Annotated in this window: 18 protein-coding genes and 1 riboswitch; of the genes, 11 read left to right on the top strand and 7 right to left on the bottom strand. The window is 69.6% G+C overall.

Going from position 1 to position 16,246, the window contains the following annotated elements; all coding sequences use genetic code 11:
- Positions 1–119: 119 nt before the first annotated feature.
- The 3 genes from HLB44_RS35775 to HLB44_RS35765 form a co-directional block, all read right to left on the bottom strand.
- Entirely contained in the window at positions 120–794 is a 675-nt protein-coding gene (locus tag HLB44_RS35775) for a hypothetical protein (RefSeq protein WP_173135424.1), read from the bottom strand.
- Between the two features lie 176 nt (positions 795–970).
- Entirely contained in the window at positions 971–1,150 is a 180-nt protein-coding gene (locus HLB44_RS35770; protein ID WP_173135421.1) for a hypothetical protein, read from the bottom strand.
- A gap of 139 nt (positions 1,151–1,289) precedes the next feature.
- The gene (locus HLB44_RS35765; protein WP_173135418.1) at positions 1,290–2,204 is read right to left on the bottom strand and encodes a glutaminase; all 915 of its coding nucleotides are present in this window, start codon (positions 2,202–2,204) and stop codon (positions 1,290–1,292) included.
- A 102-nt stretch (positions 2,205–2,306) separates the two neighbouring features.
- Between HLB44_RS35765 and HLB44_RS35760 the strand changes: the two genes are divergently transcribed.
- Positions 2,307–2,957 (top strand): histidine phosphatase family protein, encoded by a 651-nt coding sequence (locus tag HLB44_RS35760; RefSeq protein ID WP_173135415.1) that lies wholly within the window; start codon positions 2,307–2,309, stop codon positions 2,955–2,957.
- Between the two features lie 19 nt (positions 2,958–2,976).
- On the opposite strand, the gene HLB44_RS35755 is transcribed toward HLB44_RS35760, so the two are convergent.
- Positions 2,977–4,173 carry a glycosyltransferase family 4 protein gene (locus HLB44_RS35755; RefSeq protein ID WP_173135412.1) on the bottom strand — a complete coding sequence of 399 codons (1,197 nt, stop codon included), beginning with the start codon at positions 4,171–4,173 and terminating at the stop codon, positions 2,977–2,979.
- A 16-nt stretch (positions 4,174–4,189) separates the two neighbouring features.
- Entirely contained in the window at positions 4,190–4,891 is a 702-nt protein-coding gene (locus HLB44_RS35750) for a TetR/AcrR family transcriptional regulator (protein WP_173135409.1), read from the bottom strand.
- Positions 4,892–4,992: 101 nt separating this feature from the next.
- On the opposite strand from HLB44_RS35750, the gene HLB44_RS35745 reads away from it, so the two are divergent.
- Positions 4,993–5,811: a Crp/Fnr family transcriptional regulator gene (locus tag HLB44_RS35745; RefSeq protein WP_173135406.1), complete on the top strand. Its 819-nt coding sequence runs from the start codon at positions 4,993–4,995 to the stop codon at positions 5,809–5,811.
- A gap of 3 nt (positions 5,812–5,814) precedes the next feature.
- Here HLB44_RS35745 and HLB44_RS35740 read toward each other — a convergent pair whose 3' ends face one another.
- Positions 5,815–7,146 carry a tetratricopeptide repeat protein gene (locus tag HLB44_RS35740; RefSeq protein ID WP_173135403.1) on the bottom strand — a complete coding sequence of 444 codons (1,332 nt, stop codon included), beginning with the start codon at positions 7,144–7,146 and terminating at the stop codon, positions 5,815–5,817.
- Entirely contained in the window at positions 7,143–8,633 is a 1,491-nt protein-coding gene (locus HLB44_RS35735; protein ID WP_173135400.1) for an ABC transporter substrate-binding protein, read from the bottom strand. Before HLB44_RS35735 ends, HLB44_RS35740 begins: the two co-directional genes overlap by 4 nt.
- Before the next feature lie 146 nt (positions 8,634–8,779).
- On the opposite strand from HLB44_RS35735, the gene soxC reads away from it, so the two are divergent.
- Genes soxC through HLB44_RS35690 form a run of 9 tightly spaced genes read left to right on the top strand, consistent with a single transcriptional unit; the run spans position 8,780 to position 16,050 of the window.
- Positions 8,780–10,141 (top strand): sulfite dehydrogenase, encoded by a 1,362-nt coding sequence (gene soxC, locus HLB44_RS35730; protein WP_343051779.1) that lies wholly within the window; start codon positions 8,780–8,782, stop codon positions 10,139–10,141.
- Positions 10,125–11,204 (top strand): c-type cytochrome, encoded by a 1,080-nt coding sequence (locus tag HLB44_RS35725; protein ID WP_173135397.1) that lies wholly within the window; start codon positions 10,125–10,127, stop codon positions 11,202–11,204. Before soxC ends, HLB44_RS35725 begins: the two co-directional genes overlap by 17 nt.
- A gap of 47 nt (positions 11,205–11,251) precedes the next feature.
- Positions 11,252–11,710 carry a thiosulfate oxidation carrier protein SoxY gene (gene soxY / locus HLB44_RS35720; RefSeq protein ID WP_173135394.1) on the top strand — a complete coding sequence of 153 codons (459 nt, stop codon included), beginning with the start codon at positions 11,252–11,254 and terminating at the stop codon, positions 11,708–11,710.
- Positions 11,711–11,737: 27 nt separating this feature from the next.
- Positions 11,738–12,037, top strand: a complete 300-nt coding sequence (gene soxZ / locus HLB44_RS35715) for a thiosulfate oxidation carrier complex protein SoxZ (protein ID WP_173135460.1) — start codon at positions 11,738–11,740, stop codon at positions 12,035–12,037.
- 19 nt (positions 12,038–12,056) lie between these two features.
- Complete coding sequence (gene soxA, locus HLB44_RS35710) at positions 12,057–12,896, top strand: sulfur oxidation c-type cytochrome SoxA (protein ID WP_173135391.1); 840 nt, start codon at positions 12,057–12,059, stop codon at positions 12,894–12,896.
- Between the two features lie 15 nt (positions 12,897–12,911).
- Entirely contained in the window at positions 12,912–13,562 is a 651-nt protein-coding gene (gene soxX, locus HLB44_RS35705) for a sulfur oxidation c-type cytochrome SoxX (protein ID WP_173135388.1), read from the top strand.
- A gap of 7 nt (positions 13,563–13,569) precedes the next feature.
- The gene (gene soxB, locus HLB44_RS35700; RefSeq protein WP_173135385.1) at positions 13,570–15,306 is read left to right on the top strand and encodes a thiosulfohydrolase SoxB; all 1,737 of its coding nucleotides are present in this window, start codon (positions 13,570–13,572) and stop codon (positions 15,304–15,306) included.
- Complete coding sequence (locus HLB44_RS35695) at positions 15,284–15,631, top strand: antitoxin (RefSeq protein ID WP_173135382.1); 348 nt, start codon at positions 15,284–15,286, stop codon at positions 15,629–15,631. The genes soxB and HLB44_RS35695 overlap by 23 nt, the downstream gene beginning before the upstream one ends.
- Complete coding sequence (locus HLB44_RS35690; RefSeq protein WP_173135379.1) at positions 15,628–16,050, top strand: TA system VapC family ribonuclease toxin; 423 nt, start codon at positions 15,628–15,630, stop codon at positions 16,048–16,050. The genes HLB44_RS35695 and HLB44_RS35690 overlap by 4 nt, the downstream gene beginning before the upstream one ends.
- A 5-nt stretch (positions 16,051–16,055) precedes the next feature.
- A riboswitch (glycine riboswitch) is annotated at positions 16,056–16,148 on the top strand.
- Positions 16,149–16,246 lie beyond the last annotated feature (98 nt).

Genomic DNA, 16,246 nt, shown 5'->3' with positions numbered 1-16,246 from the left:
CAGCGCATTGCGACGAAGTGCAGCGGTGCGAGCCTGGAGCGTTCGCGCGGCCGATGGGCCGTGCGAGCGCCGGGCGCTCGCAGGCAGCATCCGGCCTGCTGGCCTGGCTCGCGCCCCGGTCAGGACAGGCCCTTGTAGTCGGCCTCGACCTTCTCGACCTGCGTCTTCCCCTTGTTCCAGTCGCTCACCTTGTGCACCTTGTAGGCGAACGTCGTGCCGGACGAGAGCTGCACGGTCTGCGTGCCATGCTTGCCGCCGCTGACGACGACGCCCGCTGTGCTGCCGAAGGCCTTGACCGCCACGCCCGCCGCTCCGCTGGTGGCGAAGTGCTCGCCCAGCTCCGCATCGACGACGATCCAGACCTCGGAGACGATGCGTCCGTCGCTGCCCTCTTCGGCGAGGAAGTTACGCGCGATGTTGGCATCGTTGTTCAGCATGCGAATCAACGGGCTCTCGTCGATGCTGAGATTGACGAGTTCGAGCTTGGCGGACCTGGCCTTCGAGAGGTCGAAACTCAGCATGCCGCTCTTGCCGAGGCCCAGATAGTTGAGATCCGCCTCGGCCTCGAGGTCGCCCTTCGCGACCGTGTTCCAGTCGATCCTGACGCGCGTATTGAACTTCAGACGCCCGTCCAGGTGCTCGGGCTTGACCTTGCCGGCCGGTTCGAGCCAGGCCTTGATGCCAACGGGGTCGTTCATCTCGCCGTAGGTCGCGGGCTCGATGGCATGGGCGCTGCCGCGAAAGTACTTGTGCACGCCGAACTCGAAATAGTGCGTGGTGATCTTGGTAGCCATGGTGAGAGTGCTCCGTGTGACGGCAGCGGAACCATTCCGATGCCTTGTGGAGTAAGGACGCGATCCGCGGCACCGCGCGGACATGCCACGCCACCCTGAAGTTAGGGGCCTGGGGCGCCCAGAATGCAGAAAGCCCCGCGATGCGGGGCTTCGTGAGGGAGCGGGGGCGCTGGAGCTCAGCCGCGCACGTCCCGCTTGCCGACGATCACGACCTGCTGCACCGGCGTGCTGTCGGCACGCGCCATCTCGGTCGCCACGCTGTGGTTCGCCAGCGCGCTCATGCTGCCCAGCGTGGCCAGCGTCACCAGCGCGGCGAGGCCGAAGGCGGTGGCTTGGGTGCTGATCTGCTTGAACATGATGGGCTCCGGTCTTTCTCAGTGGCAACGCGTTGGTGCGTTGGAATGAACTGTAGAAAGCCGAGGGCCGCGCGAACAGCGCATTGCGACGAAGCGCAGCCGCACGCCGACGAATCGACTGCCGGCGGCGACGGACGGATCAGAAGATCGAGCGCCCGGTCAGCGTCGTGAAGGTCTCCAGCGCCAGCGAGCCGGCGAGTGAGTTGCCCGATGGCTCCAGCCCCGGCGACCAGACGCAGACGCCGCACTCCCCCGGCACCAGCGCCAGGATGCCGCCGCCGACGCCGCTCTTGGCCGGCAGGCCGACGCGGAACGCGAAGTCGCCCGCCGCGTCGTAGGTGCCGCAGGTCAGCATCAGCGCGTTCAGGCGCTTCGCGGCGCTGGCAGTCAGCAGGCGCTCGCCGCTGCGCGGCAGCACGCCGTGGTTGGCGAGGAAGGTCACCGCACGCGCCAGGTCGATGCAGCTCATCTCGATCGCGCAGTGGCGGCAGTAGGCATCGAGCACCTGGCCGACCGGGTTCTTCAGGTTGCCGAAGCTCTTCATGAAATAGGCCATCGCCGCGTTGCGATGCGCGGTGTCGCGCTCGGACTTGGCGACGCGGCGGTCGTAGTGGATGTTCTCGTGGCCGGCCAGCTTGCGCAGGAACTCGACGACCGCGGTCTCCGGCACCGCGTAGCGCGTGCACAGAATGTCCGACAGCACCAGCGCGCCGGCATTGATGAACGGATTGCGCGGCTTGCCGTGCTCGTGCTCCAGCTGCACCAGCGAGTTGAACGGGTTGCCCGAGGGTTCGCGGCCGATGCGCTGCCACAGCGCATCGCCCTCGCACTGCAGCGCCATCACCAGCGTGAACAGCTTGCTGATGCTCTGGATCGAGAACGGCACGTCGGCATCGCCGATCGAGTGCACCGTGCCGTCGATGCACACCACGGCCATGCCGAAGTGCTGCGGCGAGACCGTGGCCAGCTCGGGGATGTAGCTGGCCACGCGCCCCTGACCGATGACTGGCGCGAGGCGCTCGCGGATCTCGTGAAGGATGGCGGAATAGTCCATGCGGCGGGCACCCGTTGGCGTGACAGGCGCGAAGTGTGCCAAGACTCACCTGCCCGCGACGACCGACAATCGCGCGATGAACAGTCCCCAGCGCAGGCACTGATGACCGAGTTGATCGTGATCCGCCACGGCGAGACCGACTGGAATCGCCAGCACCGCTTCCAGGGCCAGATCGACGTGCCGCTGAACACGCTCGGCCTCGAACAGGCGACGCGGCTCGGCGAGCGGCTGACCGGCGAGCGCATCGACGTGCTGATCGCCAGCGACCTGCAGCGCGCGCAGGCCACCGCCGCGCCGATCGCCCGCAGCCATGGTCTGGCCGTGCACACCGAGCCGCTGTGGCGCGAACAGGCCTTCGGCATCCTCGAAGGCCTGGACGTGACGACGATCCGCCGCCAGCACCGCGACCTGTGGGAACGCTGGGTGCAGCACGACGCCGACTACGCGCTGCCCGCGGGCGGCGAAAGCAACCTGCACTTCTATGCCCGCGTGCAGCGTGCGCTGGCCGCGGCGATCGAGACCCATGCCGGGCGGCGCATCGTGGTCGTCACGCATGGCGGCGTGCTCGACATGCTGTGGCGCGCCGCGAACACGCTGCCGCTGCACGGCGCGCGCGCCTGCGCGATCCCCAACACGGGCATCAACCGGCTGCGCTGGAGCGAAGGCGGCCTGACCGTTACCCAATGGGCCGACGATGCGCACCTGCTCGGGCTGCCGGAGCAGCCGAGCACGGTGCCCGCCTCGCGCGACTGAGCCTGGCCGCCGCGAACGCCTACGTCGCAATACCCATCGGCGCCGACAGACGCGCGCCGCCGCGCCTGCGCTCGACGCGCCGATAAGCGGCCAGGTGTCGCGCTGCAATCTCCGCGACGCTCGGCCAGGCCGCCTGGCGCGCGCGTGCGGCGGCAGCGGCACGCTCCAGGCCGGCATCGTCGCCGAGGAATTCGGCGAGGCCCTGCGCGTAGGCGTGTTTCTCGGGCGCGAGCAGGCATGCCGCGCTGCCGACGACCTCGGGCACGCCGCCGACGGCGGTGCAGGCGATCGGCAAGCCGGCGACCATGGCCTCCAGGTGCGCCATTCCGAACGACTCGATGGCCGACGCGCTGGTGAAGGCATCGGCGGCGCAGTAGTAGGGGCCGGGCACGTCGGTGACCGCGAAATGCGGCGCGCGCACGCCCAGGCGCGCGGCGAGGTCCTGCAACGACGTGGCATCCCCTTCGCCGAGCAGCACCAGATCCCAGCGATCGTCGAGGCCGCACATCGCCTCCACGACCCAGTCGAAGCGCTTGTTCGCAACCAGCTGGCCGACAGCGAGCAGCACCCGCCGGGGTGTTGTCCAGCCGAGCTGCTGGCGCGCCGCGGACCGCTCGATGTGCTCCAGGGCCGGTTTGCCGTGCGGCACCACATGCCAGTTCGCACGCGACTCGGGCGGGCCGAGATCGAGCTCGGCCGCCATCCTCTTCGCGCCGGCCTGCGACAGAAACACCGCCCAGTCCGATTCGATGAGCACCTGCCGCTCGATGCTGTCGAGGCCTTCGGCCAGCGCCGGGGGAATGTCGGCAACGTAGTTGCGCAGCGAGAACGCCATGCTGTCGAAGGCATGCAGCGTCAGGCCCATCGGAACATCGAGACCGTCGGCTGCACTCAGATAGCCGTGCGCGACCACGGCATCGTGGCAATGAACGTGCGTGAATGCGCCGCTTTTCACCTGCCGCGCCGCTTCCTGCCCGGCCTGCCAGGCCCGACTCACGATCTCCAGCAACGGCGCCTGCTCGGCACCGATCGCGTCCGCCCAGCGCGACGCCCGCAGCTGCGCGGTCGACAGCGCGGCGGCCGACAGATCGCCGGCGACGAAACAATCGGACGCCACGCCGTGCCCGGCCAGCCCCTGCATCAGCTGGCGGATCGAGCGGCCCATGCCATAGCGCCTGTCCTCGTGGCTCTCCCGCGTGACGTGGAGCACTTTCATCGTTCTCGCCCCCCGCTCAGGACGCCGCGCCGGCCTCGACCCGCGCCCGCGCCAGCCGGCAGATGCTGTCGGCGAAGGCATCGACCGGCACCTTCAGCTGCCGGTACTTCCAGCGCTTGACGTACCAGTCCTGGCTCAAGGCGAGGAAGTGGCCGGCGAGCACCTGGGCTTCGAGCGCATCGTCGATGCCGGCCTCGGCGAACAGGCGCGTCAGGCCCTGCTGCACATCCATCTCCGAGGCCTTGGCAACCTGGCGCTGGCCTTCGGAGAGCGTGCGCGACTCGAGGAACACGAAGTAGAACCAGGGCTGCAGGATCTCGGTGATGTAGACGTGGCCGCGCAGCATCGCTTCCAGCCGCTCCAGCGCCGGCCACGGCCCGTCGAACCAGCCCGGGATCTCCGCGGCGAGGAAGCGGATCATGTCCTCGATCATCGCGGCGAGGTCGTCCTTGCTGGCGATGTAGCCGTACAGCCCGCCCATCGACAGGCCGCAGGCGCCGCTCAGGTCGCGCAGCGTCATCGCGCCGAAGCCGACCTTGTTGGCGAGGCGAAACGTCGTCTCGACGATGGTGCGCAGGTTCTCCAGCGCCGCCGGGCGCTTGACCGTCAGCCGGTGCGCGTTGCGCTCGAGCAGCTTGTCCCACACCGTGCTCGCGTCGACCGGTGCGACGCGCTTGAAATCGGCGATCAGGAAGTGCGGCGGCAGGTCCAGTGGCATGCGGGGATGGGGAGAAAAGCCCCGCGTTGACCCCAGGGCGCGCGGATTGTAGACTCCACGAAACCGAGCGAGCGCTCGGTATTTTTTCGGGGATTCACACGATGTCCGCACAGCCGCTGGCCAGCCCCTCCGGGCAGAGCGCGAATCCCTTGATCGACCCGTTGCGCAGCGCCTCGCCGCCGGTGGTTGCCCTGGCAGCCGTCGCCGGCCACGCCAAGCTGACACAGCCTGAGCTGCAGGCGTTGCGTGGCGACGCCTGGTTCGCCAGCCTGTCGAGCGAGCTGCAGCATGCGATCCTGGCCCGCGCCACGGTGCGGCGGCTGCGCGCCGGCACGGTGCTGGTACGCGGCGGCTCCGGCGCCGGCGAGGCCTGGTTCGGCGTTGCCGCCGGCGCGGTGCGGCTGTCGACCAGCCTGGCCTCGGGCCGGCAGGTGAACTTCCAGCTCGTCGAGCCGGGCGCCTGGTTCGGCGACATCCCGCTGATCGACGGCCTGGCGGCGCCCTGCGATGCCGAGACCTGCGCCGATTCGACGCTGCTGGTGCTGCGCAAGGAGGACCTGCTGCAGCTGCTGTCACGTCACCCGGACTTCGGCATCGCGCTGGCGCGGCTGAACGGCCGGCGCACGCGACAGCTGATGAGCCTGTTCGCCGACGCCTTGTCGCTGCCGCTGGAGAACCGCCTCGCGCGCCAGCTGCTGCAGCTGGCACGTCGTTTCGGCAGCCGCGCCGCCGGCGATGCCGTGCGCATCGGCCTGAAGTTGTCGCAGCAGGACCTGGCCGACCTGCTCGGCGCCAGCCGGCAGCGCGTCAACGCCGGGCTGAAGAAGCTCGAACGCGACGGGCTGCTGTGGCTGGCGACCGGGCGCTGGGAGGTGCTGGACCTCGAAGCGTTGGAAGCGCTGGCCGATCAGGCGGGCTGAGCGCTACCCGGGTATCGGCAGACCCAGCGCGGCGCAGCTGCCGCGCAGCTGGCGCTTCAGGCGCATCGATTGCGGCTGCGCGCGGGCCCGCGGCTGCAGCGCATTCAGCACGCCGGCGTGCTGGCCCGAGCGCTGCAGCGCATCGATGTGGATCTGCTCGAAGAGCTCGCGCTGCGCATGACTGCCGCCGATGGCGGTGAGCCGCGGCAGCGCCTGCTCCAGCGCGTCGGCCGCATCGACCCAGCGGCCTTGCGCATGCGCCAGCAGCCCGCGCGCCGCCGGCAGCGCCACCCGCTGCCAGGCCGCGAGCGTCGCCGTCGGCGCGTTCGGCGCATCGGCCTCGATGCGCGCCAGCAGCGCCGCCGCCTGCGGCCGGCCGGCGCGCGCCAGGCCGTACAGGTACTGCAGATCGAGGAAGGGCTGCACGCGGTCGTCGAGCCGGCGCTCGAGCCAGCTGGCCAGCTCCTGCCAGCGCGGCCCGACGTCGAGCCCGGCCAGCTCCAGCCGCGCCAGCAGCGAGACCGCGCCGACCTGGTCCTGCGAATACGACTTGTCGATGCCCCAGACCTCCTGGTCGTACAGCGCCAGCGCGCCGGCCGCGTCGCCGAGCTCGATCAGGAACAACGCCAGGTGCCACCAGTTGTGCGTGCGCATGAACGAGGTCAGCCCGCGCCACTGGCCGCTGGCCGCGCGCAGGAAGGCCGCACCCTCGGCGAGGCGACCGTCGGACAGCATCACGTGCGCCAGCGCGTGCTGCGCCCACGGTTCGGCCGGGCGCAGCGCCAGCGCCAGCCGCGCGGCATGCTCGGCCTCGTCGAGCCGGTGGCACTGCTCCCAGCCGAAGGCCAGCATGCCGTGCAGCCAGGCGACGTCGTGCGCCGCCGGCAGCGCGCGCAGTGCCAGCCGCAGCAGCGCCGGCGAGTCGCCGAGGTTGAAGGCGTGGTACTGCGCGAGCTTCAGCGTGCACAGGTCGCGCGGCCAGCGCGCCAGCGCCGCTTCGTGCGCCACCAAGGCCGCGGCGGCGTCGCCGTCGACCCACAGCTTCACCGCTGCCGCGAACTGACGCTCTCTTTCGGTACTAGGTCGCGCAGCCCGTGCGGCACGTTCAAGGTGGGGTCTCGCCGCGGCCGGCGCGCCGCCGCTCTCGGCGAACATCTGCAGCGCCGCGGCGCAGGCCTGCACGATCAGGCTGTGATCGGCCTCGGCGACCGCCAGCACCTCCAGGATGCGCGGCGTGTAGCCGAGGAAACCCTCGACGAAACCGGCGACCGCGACCGCGCTGCCGGGTTGCTGCACCCGGATCGGCAGGCCGAACGGGTCCCTCGCGTCGATCATGCCCAGTGCAGCGCGGACAGGTCGTTGGCGAAGATCGGCATGTCCTTCCACAGCCCCTGCAGCTTCGCGTTGGCGACCGTGATGTAGGTCGGCTGGTAGAGGTAGGCGGCGACCGCATCGTCGGCGACCAGGCGCTGCGCTTCGGCCAGGAACTGGTGGCGCTGCTTCGGATCGGCGGTGGCGTTGACCTTGGCCCACAGCTCGTTGAACCTGGCCGACTCGTAGTTCCAGTAGTAGCCCGGCCGCGCGAAGTTGCCGAAGTCCAGCGGCTCGACGTGCGCGATGATCGTCAGGTCATAGGCCTTCTGGCCGTAGACCGCCGACAGCCACTGCGCCCACTCGACGTTCTCCTGCTTGGCGATGATGCCGACCTTGGCCAGCATTGCGGCGACCACCTCGCCGCCCTGGCGCGAATACGGCGTCGGCGGCAGCTTCATGGACAGCTCCAGCGGCGTGATCACGCCGGCTTCCTTCAGCAGCGCCTTCGCACGCTCGGGGTTGTAGGCGTTGACGCCGGTCAGGTCGATATAACCCGGCGCACCGGGCACGTAGAAGCTGCCGATCGGCGTGCCGAAACCATCGGCCGCACCTTCGATGACCTGCTTGCGGTCGATGGCCATCGCGATCGCGCGGCGCACGCGCACGTCGTCGAGCGGCTTCTTCTTGTTGTTCATCGCGACGATGGTCTTCGCGCGCGAGCCGCTGATGACGATCTGGAAGCGCTTGTCGCGCTTGAACTGCTCCAGCGTCTTGGCCGCCGAGATACGCGGGAAGTAGTCGACGTCGCCGGCCAGCATCGCCGCCACCTGCGCCGCGGCATCGCTGATGAAGCGCATCGTCACGCGGCGTATCCGGATCGACTTCGCGTCGCGCCAGCCGTCCCAGCGCGCCAGCACCACCGACGAGCCCTTGGCCCAGGTGTCGAGCCTGTACGGCCCGGTGCCGACCGGCTGCGTGTTGTTGCTCGCTACGCTCTTCGGCTCGACGATCGAGGCGGTCGCCTGGCCGAGCTGGAACAGGAAGTCGGGGTTCGGGTTCTTCAGCGTCAGCACGACGGTGTAGTCGTCGGTCAACGCGATGTTGACGATGTTGGCGAAAGTCGCCTTGTCCTTGTTGGCGCTGCCCGCCTCGGCAGCGCGCTCGAAGGCGAACTTGACCGTCTTGGCGTTGAACGGCTCGCCGTTGTGAAACGTGACGCCCGTCCGAAGCTTGAAGGCCCAGGTCTTGTTGTCCGGCGTGACGGTCCAGCTCTCGGCCAGCAGCGGCGTGATCGACGAGTCGCCGAGGATCTTGGTCAGCGTCTCGAAGATGTTGTAGTGCACCACTTCGCTGATCGCCGCGGCGGCGCCGGCGGTGGGATCGAGCCCCGGCGGCTCCAGCGTCATCGCCAGCACCAGCGTCTCCTTCTTCGGCTGGGCCGCGGCCCACAGCGGTGTCAGGCCGACGGCGGCGGCGGGCAGGCTCAAGGCGGTGCGGCGGCGAATCATGGCGGGCTCCTGGAAAGGGACGCGGTCACATCGGCGTCGGCGATGCTAGCCGCTGCAGTCACGGGCTTCGGCGGGCGCGGGTTAACACCGCCCGCACCGGCGCGGTGCGCAACCTAATATCCTTGTGTGCTTATATTTGAATTTTCGTGAGCGACCGCCCCCTTGCCCCCCCGGGCCGCCTGTTGAAGGCGCCGGAGAACTTCATCGATCCGGCCGGTGCGCGCACGGTGTTCGCCGAGGCGCGCCGCGGCCGCCGCGACTTCCTGCGTGGCGCGCTGGCCGGTGCCGCCAGCGCCGCCGGCGCGGCGCGGGCGCAGACGCCCGCCGACGGCGAGCCGCAGATCCTGCAACTGCCGGCGCACAGCACCGGGCTCGGCAAGCCGGTGGCCAGCGACGGCTACGGCAAACCCTCGTTGCACGAGGCCAACGTGCAGCGCCGGCCCAGCCCCGGGCTGACGCAGACGCCGCAGGCCTCGGTGTCCTTCGCGCCGCTGCAGTCACTGTTCGGCATCGTCACGCCGAGCGGGCTGCACTTCGAGCGCCATCACCAGGGTTGGTGGGACATCGATCCGGCGCAGCACCGGCTGATGGTCAATGGCTCGGACGACAAGCTGCTGAAGCGGCCGATGGTCTTCACGCTCGACGAGCTGATGCGCCTTCCCTCGGTGTCGCGCTTCCACTTCATCGAGTGCGGCGCCAACACCGGCATGGAGTGGGGCAACGTCGCGGTGCCGACGGTGCAGTACACGCACGGCATGCTGAGCTGCAGCGAGTTCACCGGCGTGCCGCTGCGCACGCTGCTCGAGCTCTGCGGCGTCGATTTCAAGCGCGCACGCTTCGTGCTCGGCGAAGGCGCCGACGGCTCGGGCATGACGCGCACGCTGCCGATGGCGCTGGTCGAGTCCGGCGAGGTGCTCGTGGCCTACGGCCAGAACGGCGAGATGCTGCGGCCCGAGAACGGCTATCCGCTGCGGCTGGTGGTGCCGGGCGTGCAGGGCGTCAGCTGGATCAAGTACCTGCGCCGCATCGAGGTCGGCGATCAGCCCTGGGGCACCAAGGACGAGGCGATCCACTACATCGACCTGCTGCCCGATGGCACGCATCGGCAGTATTCGAGCACGCAGGAGTGCAAGAGCGTGGTCACGACGCCCTCGGGCGGCCAGGTGCTGCTGCAGAAGGGATTTCACAGCATCAGCGGCCTGGCGTGGTCGGGCCGCGGCGCCGTGCAGCGGGTCGACGTCTCGGTCGATGGCGGCCGGCAATGGCGCCAAGCCCGGCTGCAGACGCCGGTGCTGTCGAAGTGCCTGACGCGCTTCTCGCTCGATTGGGTGTGGGACGGCCAGCCGGCGCTGATCCAGAGCCGGGCGACCGATTCGACGGGGCATGTGCAGCCGGGTTACCGCGCGCTGCGTGCGGCGCGCGGCACGCGCTCGATCTATCACAACAACGCGATCCAGACCTGGTGGGTGCAGGAGAGCGGCGAGGTGCGCAATGTTCAGCTGGCGTAAGGCAACGCTGGCCGTGCCGCTGCTCGCCATCGCGGGCAGCGCCGCAGCCGCCGACTTCCCTGGCATCGGCCGCAGCGCCACGCCGAAAGAGGTCGCCGCCTGGGACATCGACGTGCGGCCCGACTTCAAGGGCCTGCCGGCCGGCCGCGGCTCGGTCGCCGCCGGCGAGAAGCTGTGGGAGGCGCAGTGCGCGTCGTGCCATGGCGTGTTCGGCGAGTCGAACCAGGTCTTCCACCCGCTGATCGGCGGCACGACGCCCACCGACATCCAGCGCGGCCGCACCGCAACGCTGGCCGACCCCGCCTACCCGGCGCGCACGACGATGATGAAGCTGCCGACGGTGGCGTCGCTGTGGGACTACATCCGCCGCGCGATGCCGTGGACCGCACCGAAGACGCTGTCGACCGACGAGGTCTATGCCGTGACGGCCTACATGCTGCACCTGGGCGGCGTGGTTGCCGAGGACTTCGTGCTCGATCAACGCACGATCCGCGCCGTGCAGGCGAAGCTGCCGAACCGCGACGGCATGACGACCCGGCACGCGATGTGGCCCGGCAGCGACCCGGGCGCGCGCGCGAAGCCCGACGTGCAGGGCAGCGCCTGCATGCGCGACTGCGCGCCGACCGCGCCGCGCATCACCTCCGCGATCCCGGACCACGCGCGCAATGCACACGGGAACCTGGCCGACCAGAACCGGCTCGTCGGCCCGCAGCGCGGCATGCAGACCGCAGGACAAGCCCAGGCAGCGGCAGCGACCGGCGGCGCACCGGCCGCGGCAGCGGCCGTCGGTCGATCCGCCGGCGCCGGCACACCGGTGCTCGCGCTGCTGCAGGCCCAGGGTTGCATCGCCTGTCACGGCATCGAGCAGAAAATAGTCGGCCCGGCCTTCCGCGAGATCGCCCATCGCCAGGCCGGGCGCGGCGACGCGGTGGCCTACCTGGCCGGGCGCATCCAGGCCGGCGGCAGCGGTGTGTGGGGCTCGATCCCGATGCCGCCGCAGAGCCTGGCCGCGGGTGATGCCGAAACGATTGCCCGGTGGTTGGCGGGTGGTGCGCGGCCGTGATACGGTCGCGGCCGCCCATTGGTTGGACGAGAAGCAAGGAGTTGACGATGCAAACCCGCCGCGAGATGCTGCAACGCAGCGCCGGCGTTGCCGGCCTGTTGGCCGGCCTGGGCCTGCTGCCCGGCGTGGCGCAGGCCGCCTATCCGCAGGCCGCGTTCGACGCGAAGAACCTGGCCGATACGCTGAAGGCGCTCGGCGCCGGCGCGCCGGTCGAGAGCAAGGACGTCGTGCTGACCGGCCCCGACATCGCCGAGAACGGCGCCGTCGTGCAGGTCGGCTGCGCGACCGCGTTGCCCGGCGTCAAGCGCATGCTGCTGCTGGTCGAGAAAAATCCGAACGCGCTGTCGGCGATCTTCGAATGCAACGACGCGATCGAATCGGCCTTCACCACGCGCGTCAAGATGGGCCAGTCGTCGAACGTCTACGCGGTGGCGCTGATGGGCGACGGCCGGACGCTGTTCTCCCAGAAGGAGATCAAGGTCACGTTGGGCGGCTGCGGCGGCTAAGGAGAGACGAACATGGCAGCAGATCCGATGCGCATCCGCGCCCAGGCCGCTGGCGACAAGGCCACCGTGCGCGTGCTGATGCAACACGAGATGGAGACCGGCCAGCGCAAGGACGCGGCCGGCAAGATCATTCCGGCCTGGTTCATCCAGGAAGTCAGCGCGACGCACAACGGCAAGCCGGTGTTCAGCGCGCAATGGGGCCCGGCGATCTCGAAGAACCCGTTCCTGCAGTTCACGATCAAGGGCGCGAAGGCCGGCGACAAGGTGGCCGTGACTTGGCTCGACAATCGCGGCGAGAAGCGCACCGACGAAGCCGTGATTGCCTGACCAAGGACCCAAGACGCCGATGAAGCCGACGCCAAGACCCCTGCACGCCGCCGCCTGGACGATTGCCGCCTTGACCGCCGCGCTGGCGGTCAAGGCGCAGACGCCGGCACCGGCTGCGAAACCGAAGACCTCCGCCGAAGCGATCGCCGAATACCGCGCGATGCTCGCCGAAGGCAACCCGGCCGAGCTGTTCGAGGCCAAGGGCGAGGCGCTGTGGAAGACGCCGCGCGGGCCGAAGAACGCGACGCTCGAGCGCTGCGACTTGGGGCAAGGCCCCGGCGTCGTCAAGGGCGCGTGGGTGCAGCTGCCGCGCTGGTTCCCGGACACGCAGAAGGTGCAGGACCTCGAGTCGCGCCTGTTGACCTGCATGCAGCAGCTGCAGGGCTTCGACCCGGCGGAGATCGCCAAGACGGCGTTCGGCCGCGGCGAGCAGGCGACCCTGGAAGCCTATGCCGCATGGATCTCGGCCGAATCGCGCGGCCGCAAGATCAATCTGCCGCAGGCGCATCCCGAAGAGCAGCGCATGTACGAGCTCGGCAAGCGCGCCTTCTTCTTCCGCGGCGGCCCGATGGACTTCTCGTGCGCAGCCTGCCATGACTCGGACGGCAAGCGCATCCGCATGCAGGACCTGCCGAACCTGACGAAGAACCCGGGCGACGGCATCGGCTTCGCCGCCTGGCCCGCCTACCGCGTCTCCAGCGGCGAGTTGTGGACGATGCAGCGGCGGCTCAACGACTGCTACCGCCAGCAGCGCTTTCCGTACCCCGGTTTCGCGTCCGACGTGACCGTCGCGCTCGGCGTCTACATGGGCGTCAATGCCAAGGGCGCGGAGTCGATCGCGCCGTCGATCAAGCGCTGAAAGGTGGACCGCCGCATGAACCGCACCCACCGTCTCCTTGCAATCACCGCCGGCGCTGCAGCCACCGTGCTGGTCGGCTGCGCGACGCTGCCGTCGCCGGCCGAGCTCGACACGCAAACCACCGCGATGCACAAGGCCGACTTCCGCGCCCAGGGCATCGCCGGCGTCGACCGGCTCGACCAGGACCTCGGCCAGCGCGCCTGCTCGTCGGACCAGCCGCCCGCGCCGGCGATCGCCAAGCAGATCGAGACCGAGTCGCTCGCCGCCGTCAAGTGGCCCTCCGACGGCAAGTACATCGGCAACTGGCGCGATGGCGAAAGGCTGGCGCAGAACGGCCGTGGCATGACCTGGTCCGACGCCAAGGCCGAGCCCACGGCAAACGGGGGCATGTGCTACAACTGCCACCAGATCGGCCCCGCCGAAATCTCCTTCGGCAACATCGGGCCCAGCCTGCACCAGTACGGCAAGATCCGCGGCGTCAAGGACCCGGCCGCCCCGGCCAGCGCCGAGATCGTCAAGTACACCTGGGGCAAGCTGTGGAACAGCAAGGCCTATTCGGCCTGCTCCAACATGCCGCGCTTCGGCCACGCGAAGCTGCTCGATGAAGACCAGATCCGCCACTTGATGGCGTTGCTGCTCGATCCGAAGTCCCCGGTCAATCAGTGAGCGTCCGGTGAGCCTGGCGCGCCGCGAATTCCTGCAGGTGCTGGGCGCGGCCGCGGCGGCCGGCATGGCGCTCGGCCAGCACGCCGAGGCCGACGCTGCGACTGCGCAGGCCGCGCTGTACGACCTGCCGCGCTTCGGCCAGGTCTCGCTGCTGCACATGACCGACTGCCATGCGCAGTTGCTGCCGCTGCACTTCCGCGAGCCCGGCGTCAACCTCGGCGTCGGCGCGATGCGCGGCCAGTGGCCGCACCTGGTCGGCAACGCGGCGCTGAAGGCCGCGGGCTTGCGGCCCGGCAGCGCCGAAGCCCATGCCTTCACGATGCTCGACTTCGAGCGCGCCGCGCGCCGCTACGGCCGCGTCGGCGGCTTCGCGCACCTGGCGACGCTGGTCAAGCGCCTGAAGGCCAGCCGCCCCGGCGCGCTGCTGCTCGACGGCGGCGACACCTGGCAGGGCTCGGCCACCGCGCTGTGGACGCAAGGCCAGGACATGGTCGACGCGGCGCTCGCACTCGGTGTCGATGTGATGACCGGCCACTGGGAATTCACCTACGGCATGGAGCGCGTCAAGCAGATCGTCGACAAGGATCTGAAGGGCCGCATCGAGTTCATCGCGCAGAACGTGCAGACCGCCGACTTCGGCGACCCGGTATTCCCGTCGCACACCTGGCGCGAGATCAACGGCGTGCCGGTGGCGATCATCGGCCAGGCTTTCCCGTACACGCCGATTGCCAACCCGCGCTACTTCGTCGCCGACTGGCGCTTCGGCATCGAGGAAGCCAACCTGCAGAAGACCGTCGACGAGGTCCGCGGCAAGGGCGCGCAATTGGTCGTGCTGCTGTCGCACAACGGCATGGACGTGGACTTGAAGCTCGCCAGCCGCGTGCGCGGCATCGATGCGATCCTCGGCGGCCACACACACGACGCGGTGCCGCTCGCTTTGCCCGTCAGCAACCCCGGCGGCACGACGCTGGTGACGAATGCCGGCAGCAACGGCAAGTTCCTCGGCGTGATGGACTTCGAGGTGCGCAACGGCAAGCTCGCCGACTGGCGCTACAAGCTGCTGCCGGTGTTCTCGAACCAGCTCGAGCCGGATGCGGCGATGCAGGCGCTGATCGACAAAGGTCGCGGCCCGTTCGCGGCGATGCTGGCCGAGCCGCTGGCCGTCACCGAGGGCCTGCTGTACCGGCGCGGCAACTTCAACGGCAGCTGGGACCAGCTGATCTGCGATGCGCTGATCGACGTGCAAGGGGCCGACATCGCACTGTCGCCCGGCTTCCGCTGGGGCACGACGCTGCTGCCCGGCGAAACCATCACGCGCGAGCGGCTGATGGACCAGCTGGCGATCACCTATCCGTACGCCACCGTCACCGAGATGCGCGGCGAGATGCTGAAGACGGTGCTGGAGGACGTCGCCGACAACCTCTTCAACGCCGACCCGTACTACCAGCAGGGCGGCGACATGGTGCGCACCGGCGGCCTGGCCTACAGCTGCACGCCGGGCGCGGCGATGGGCCAGCGCATCGCCGATCTGCGGCTGGCCAGCGGCAAGTTGATCGAGGCCGACAAGACCTACCGCGTCGCCGGCTGGGCACCGGTGGCCGAGGCCGCGCGTTCGGCGGGTTGGAAGCCGGTGTGGGAGGTCGTCGAGACCTGGCTGAAGCAGCAGAAGCCGCGCGTGAAGCCGCGCCGCATCAGCGTGCCGAAGTTGATCGGCGTCGCGGGTGATCCCGGTTTGGCAGGATGAAATCCACGTCGCGCATCATGATGCCTCACGCTGTGGCATCATGATGCTCAGCAAGTGGGGGTTACAGATGCGCACGACGATCACGCTCGACCCGGATGTGAAGGCGTTGCTGGCCGAAGCGGCCTACCGCAGCGGCAAGCCGTTCAAGGTCACGCTGAATGACGCGGTGCGTGCCGGCCTGGCGCCGCGTTACGGCAAGGCACCTGCGCCGGATTGGCCCTGCCATGACCTGGGCTCGGCACGTGTCGACTTGACCAAGGCGCTTGCGCTGGCGGACGAGTTGGAGGACCAGGAGCAAGCGGCCAAGCTCGCGCGCGGCGCATGAAGCTGCCCGACGTCAACGTCCTGCTCTACGCCGTCAACTCCGCGTCGCCTCAGCATGCGGTCGCGAAGCAGGCGTTGCGCGAAGCCTTCGAGCAAGGCGAAGTCGGCCTGCCCTGGGCCGTGCTGCTCGGCTTCCTGCGTCTGAGCACGCGCACGGGCATCCTCAGCCGGCCGCTGCCGGTCGAACAGGGGCTGCTGGTGCTGCACAGCTGGCTCGATCATCCGGCAGCGGTGGCGCTGGCGCCGAGCGACCGGCACGCAGCCATCCTCGGCCGGCTGCTCATCGGCGCCGGCCAGGGGGGACCGCTGGTGTCGGATGCGCACCTCGCCGCGCTGGCGATCGAGCACAACGCCGAGCTGCTGAGTTTCGACCGCGACTTCGCGCGCTTCGCCGGACTGCGCTGGACCTGTCTCGCCTAGAATCGCGGCTCGAACCAGGAGAGCGCGGCCTTCCACGAAGACCGCCGCCGAAGGCGCAACCTCCCATACACGCTCAGGCCCGGTACTGGTTCGAGTCACAGCCGACACTGGAGAGTGATGCCCGTTTCGATGGGTGTCCACCGAAGGAGCAAGGCCCGAAGCGTTCGCTGAACGCCGGCGCCGAATCTCTCAGGTA

This window comes from Pseudaquabacterium terrae (assembly GCF_013266755.1).
In the GTDB taxonomy this organism is placed as follows: Bacteria; Pseudomonadota; Gammaproteobacteria; order Burkholderiales; family Burkholderiaceae_C; genus Pseudaquabacterium; species Pseudaquabacterium terrae.
The sequence above is the reverse complement of the archived record's forward strand: the minus strand, read 5'-3'. Positions and strand labels throughout refer to the sequence as shown.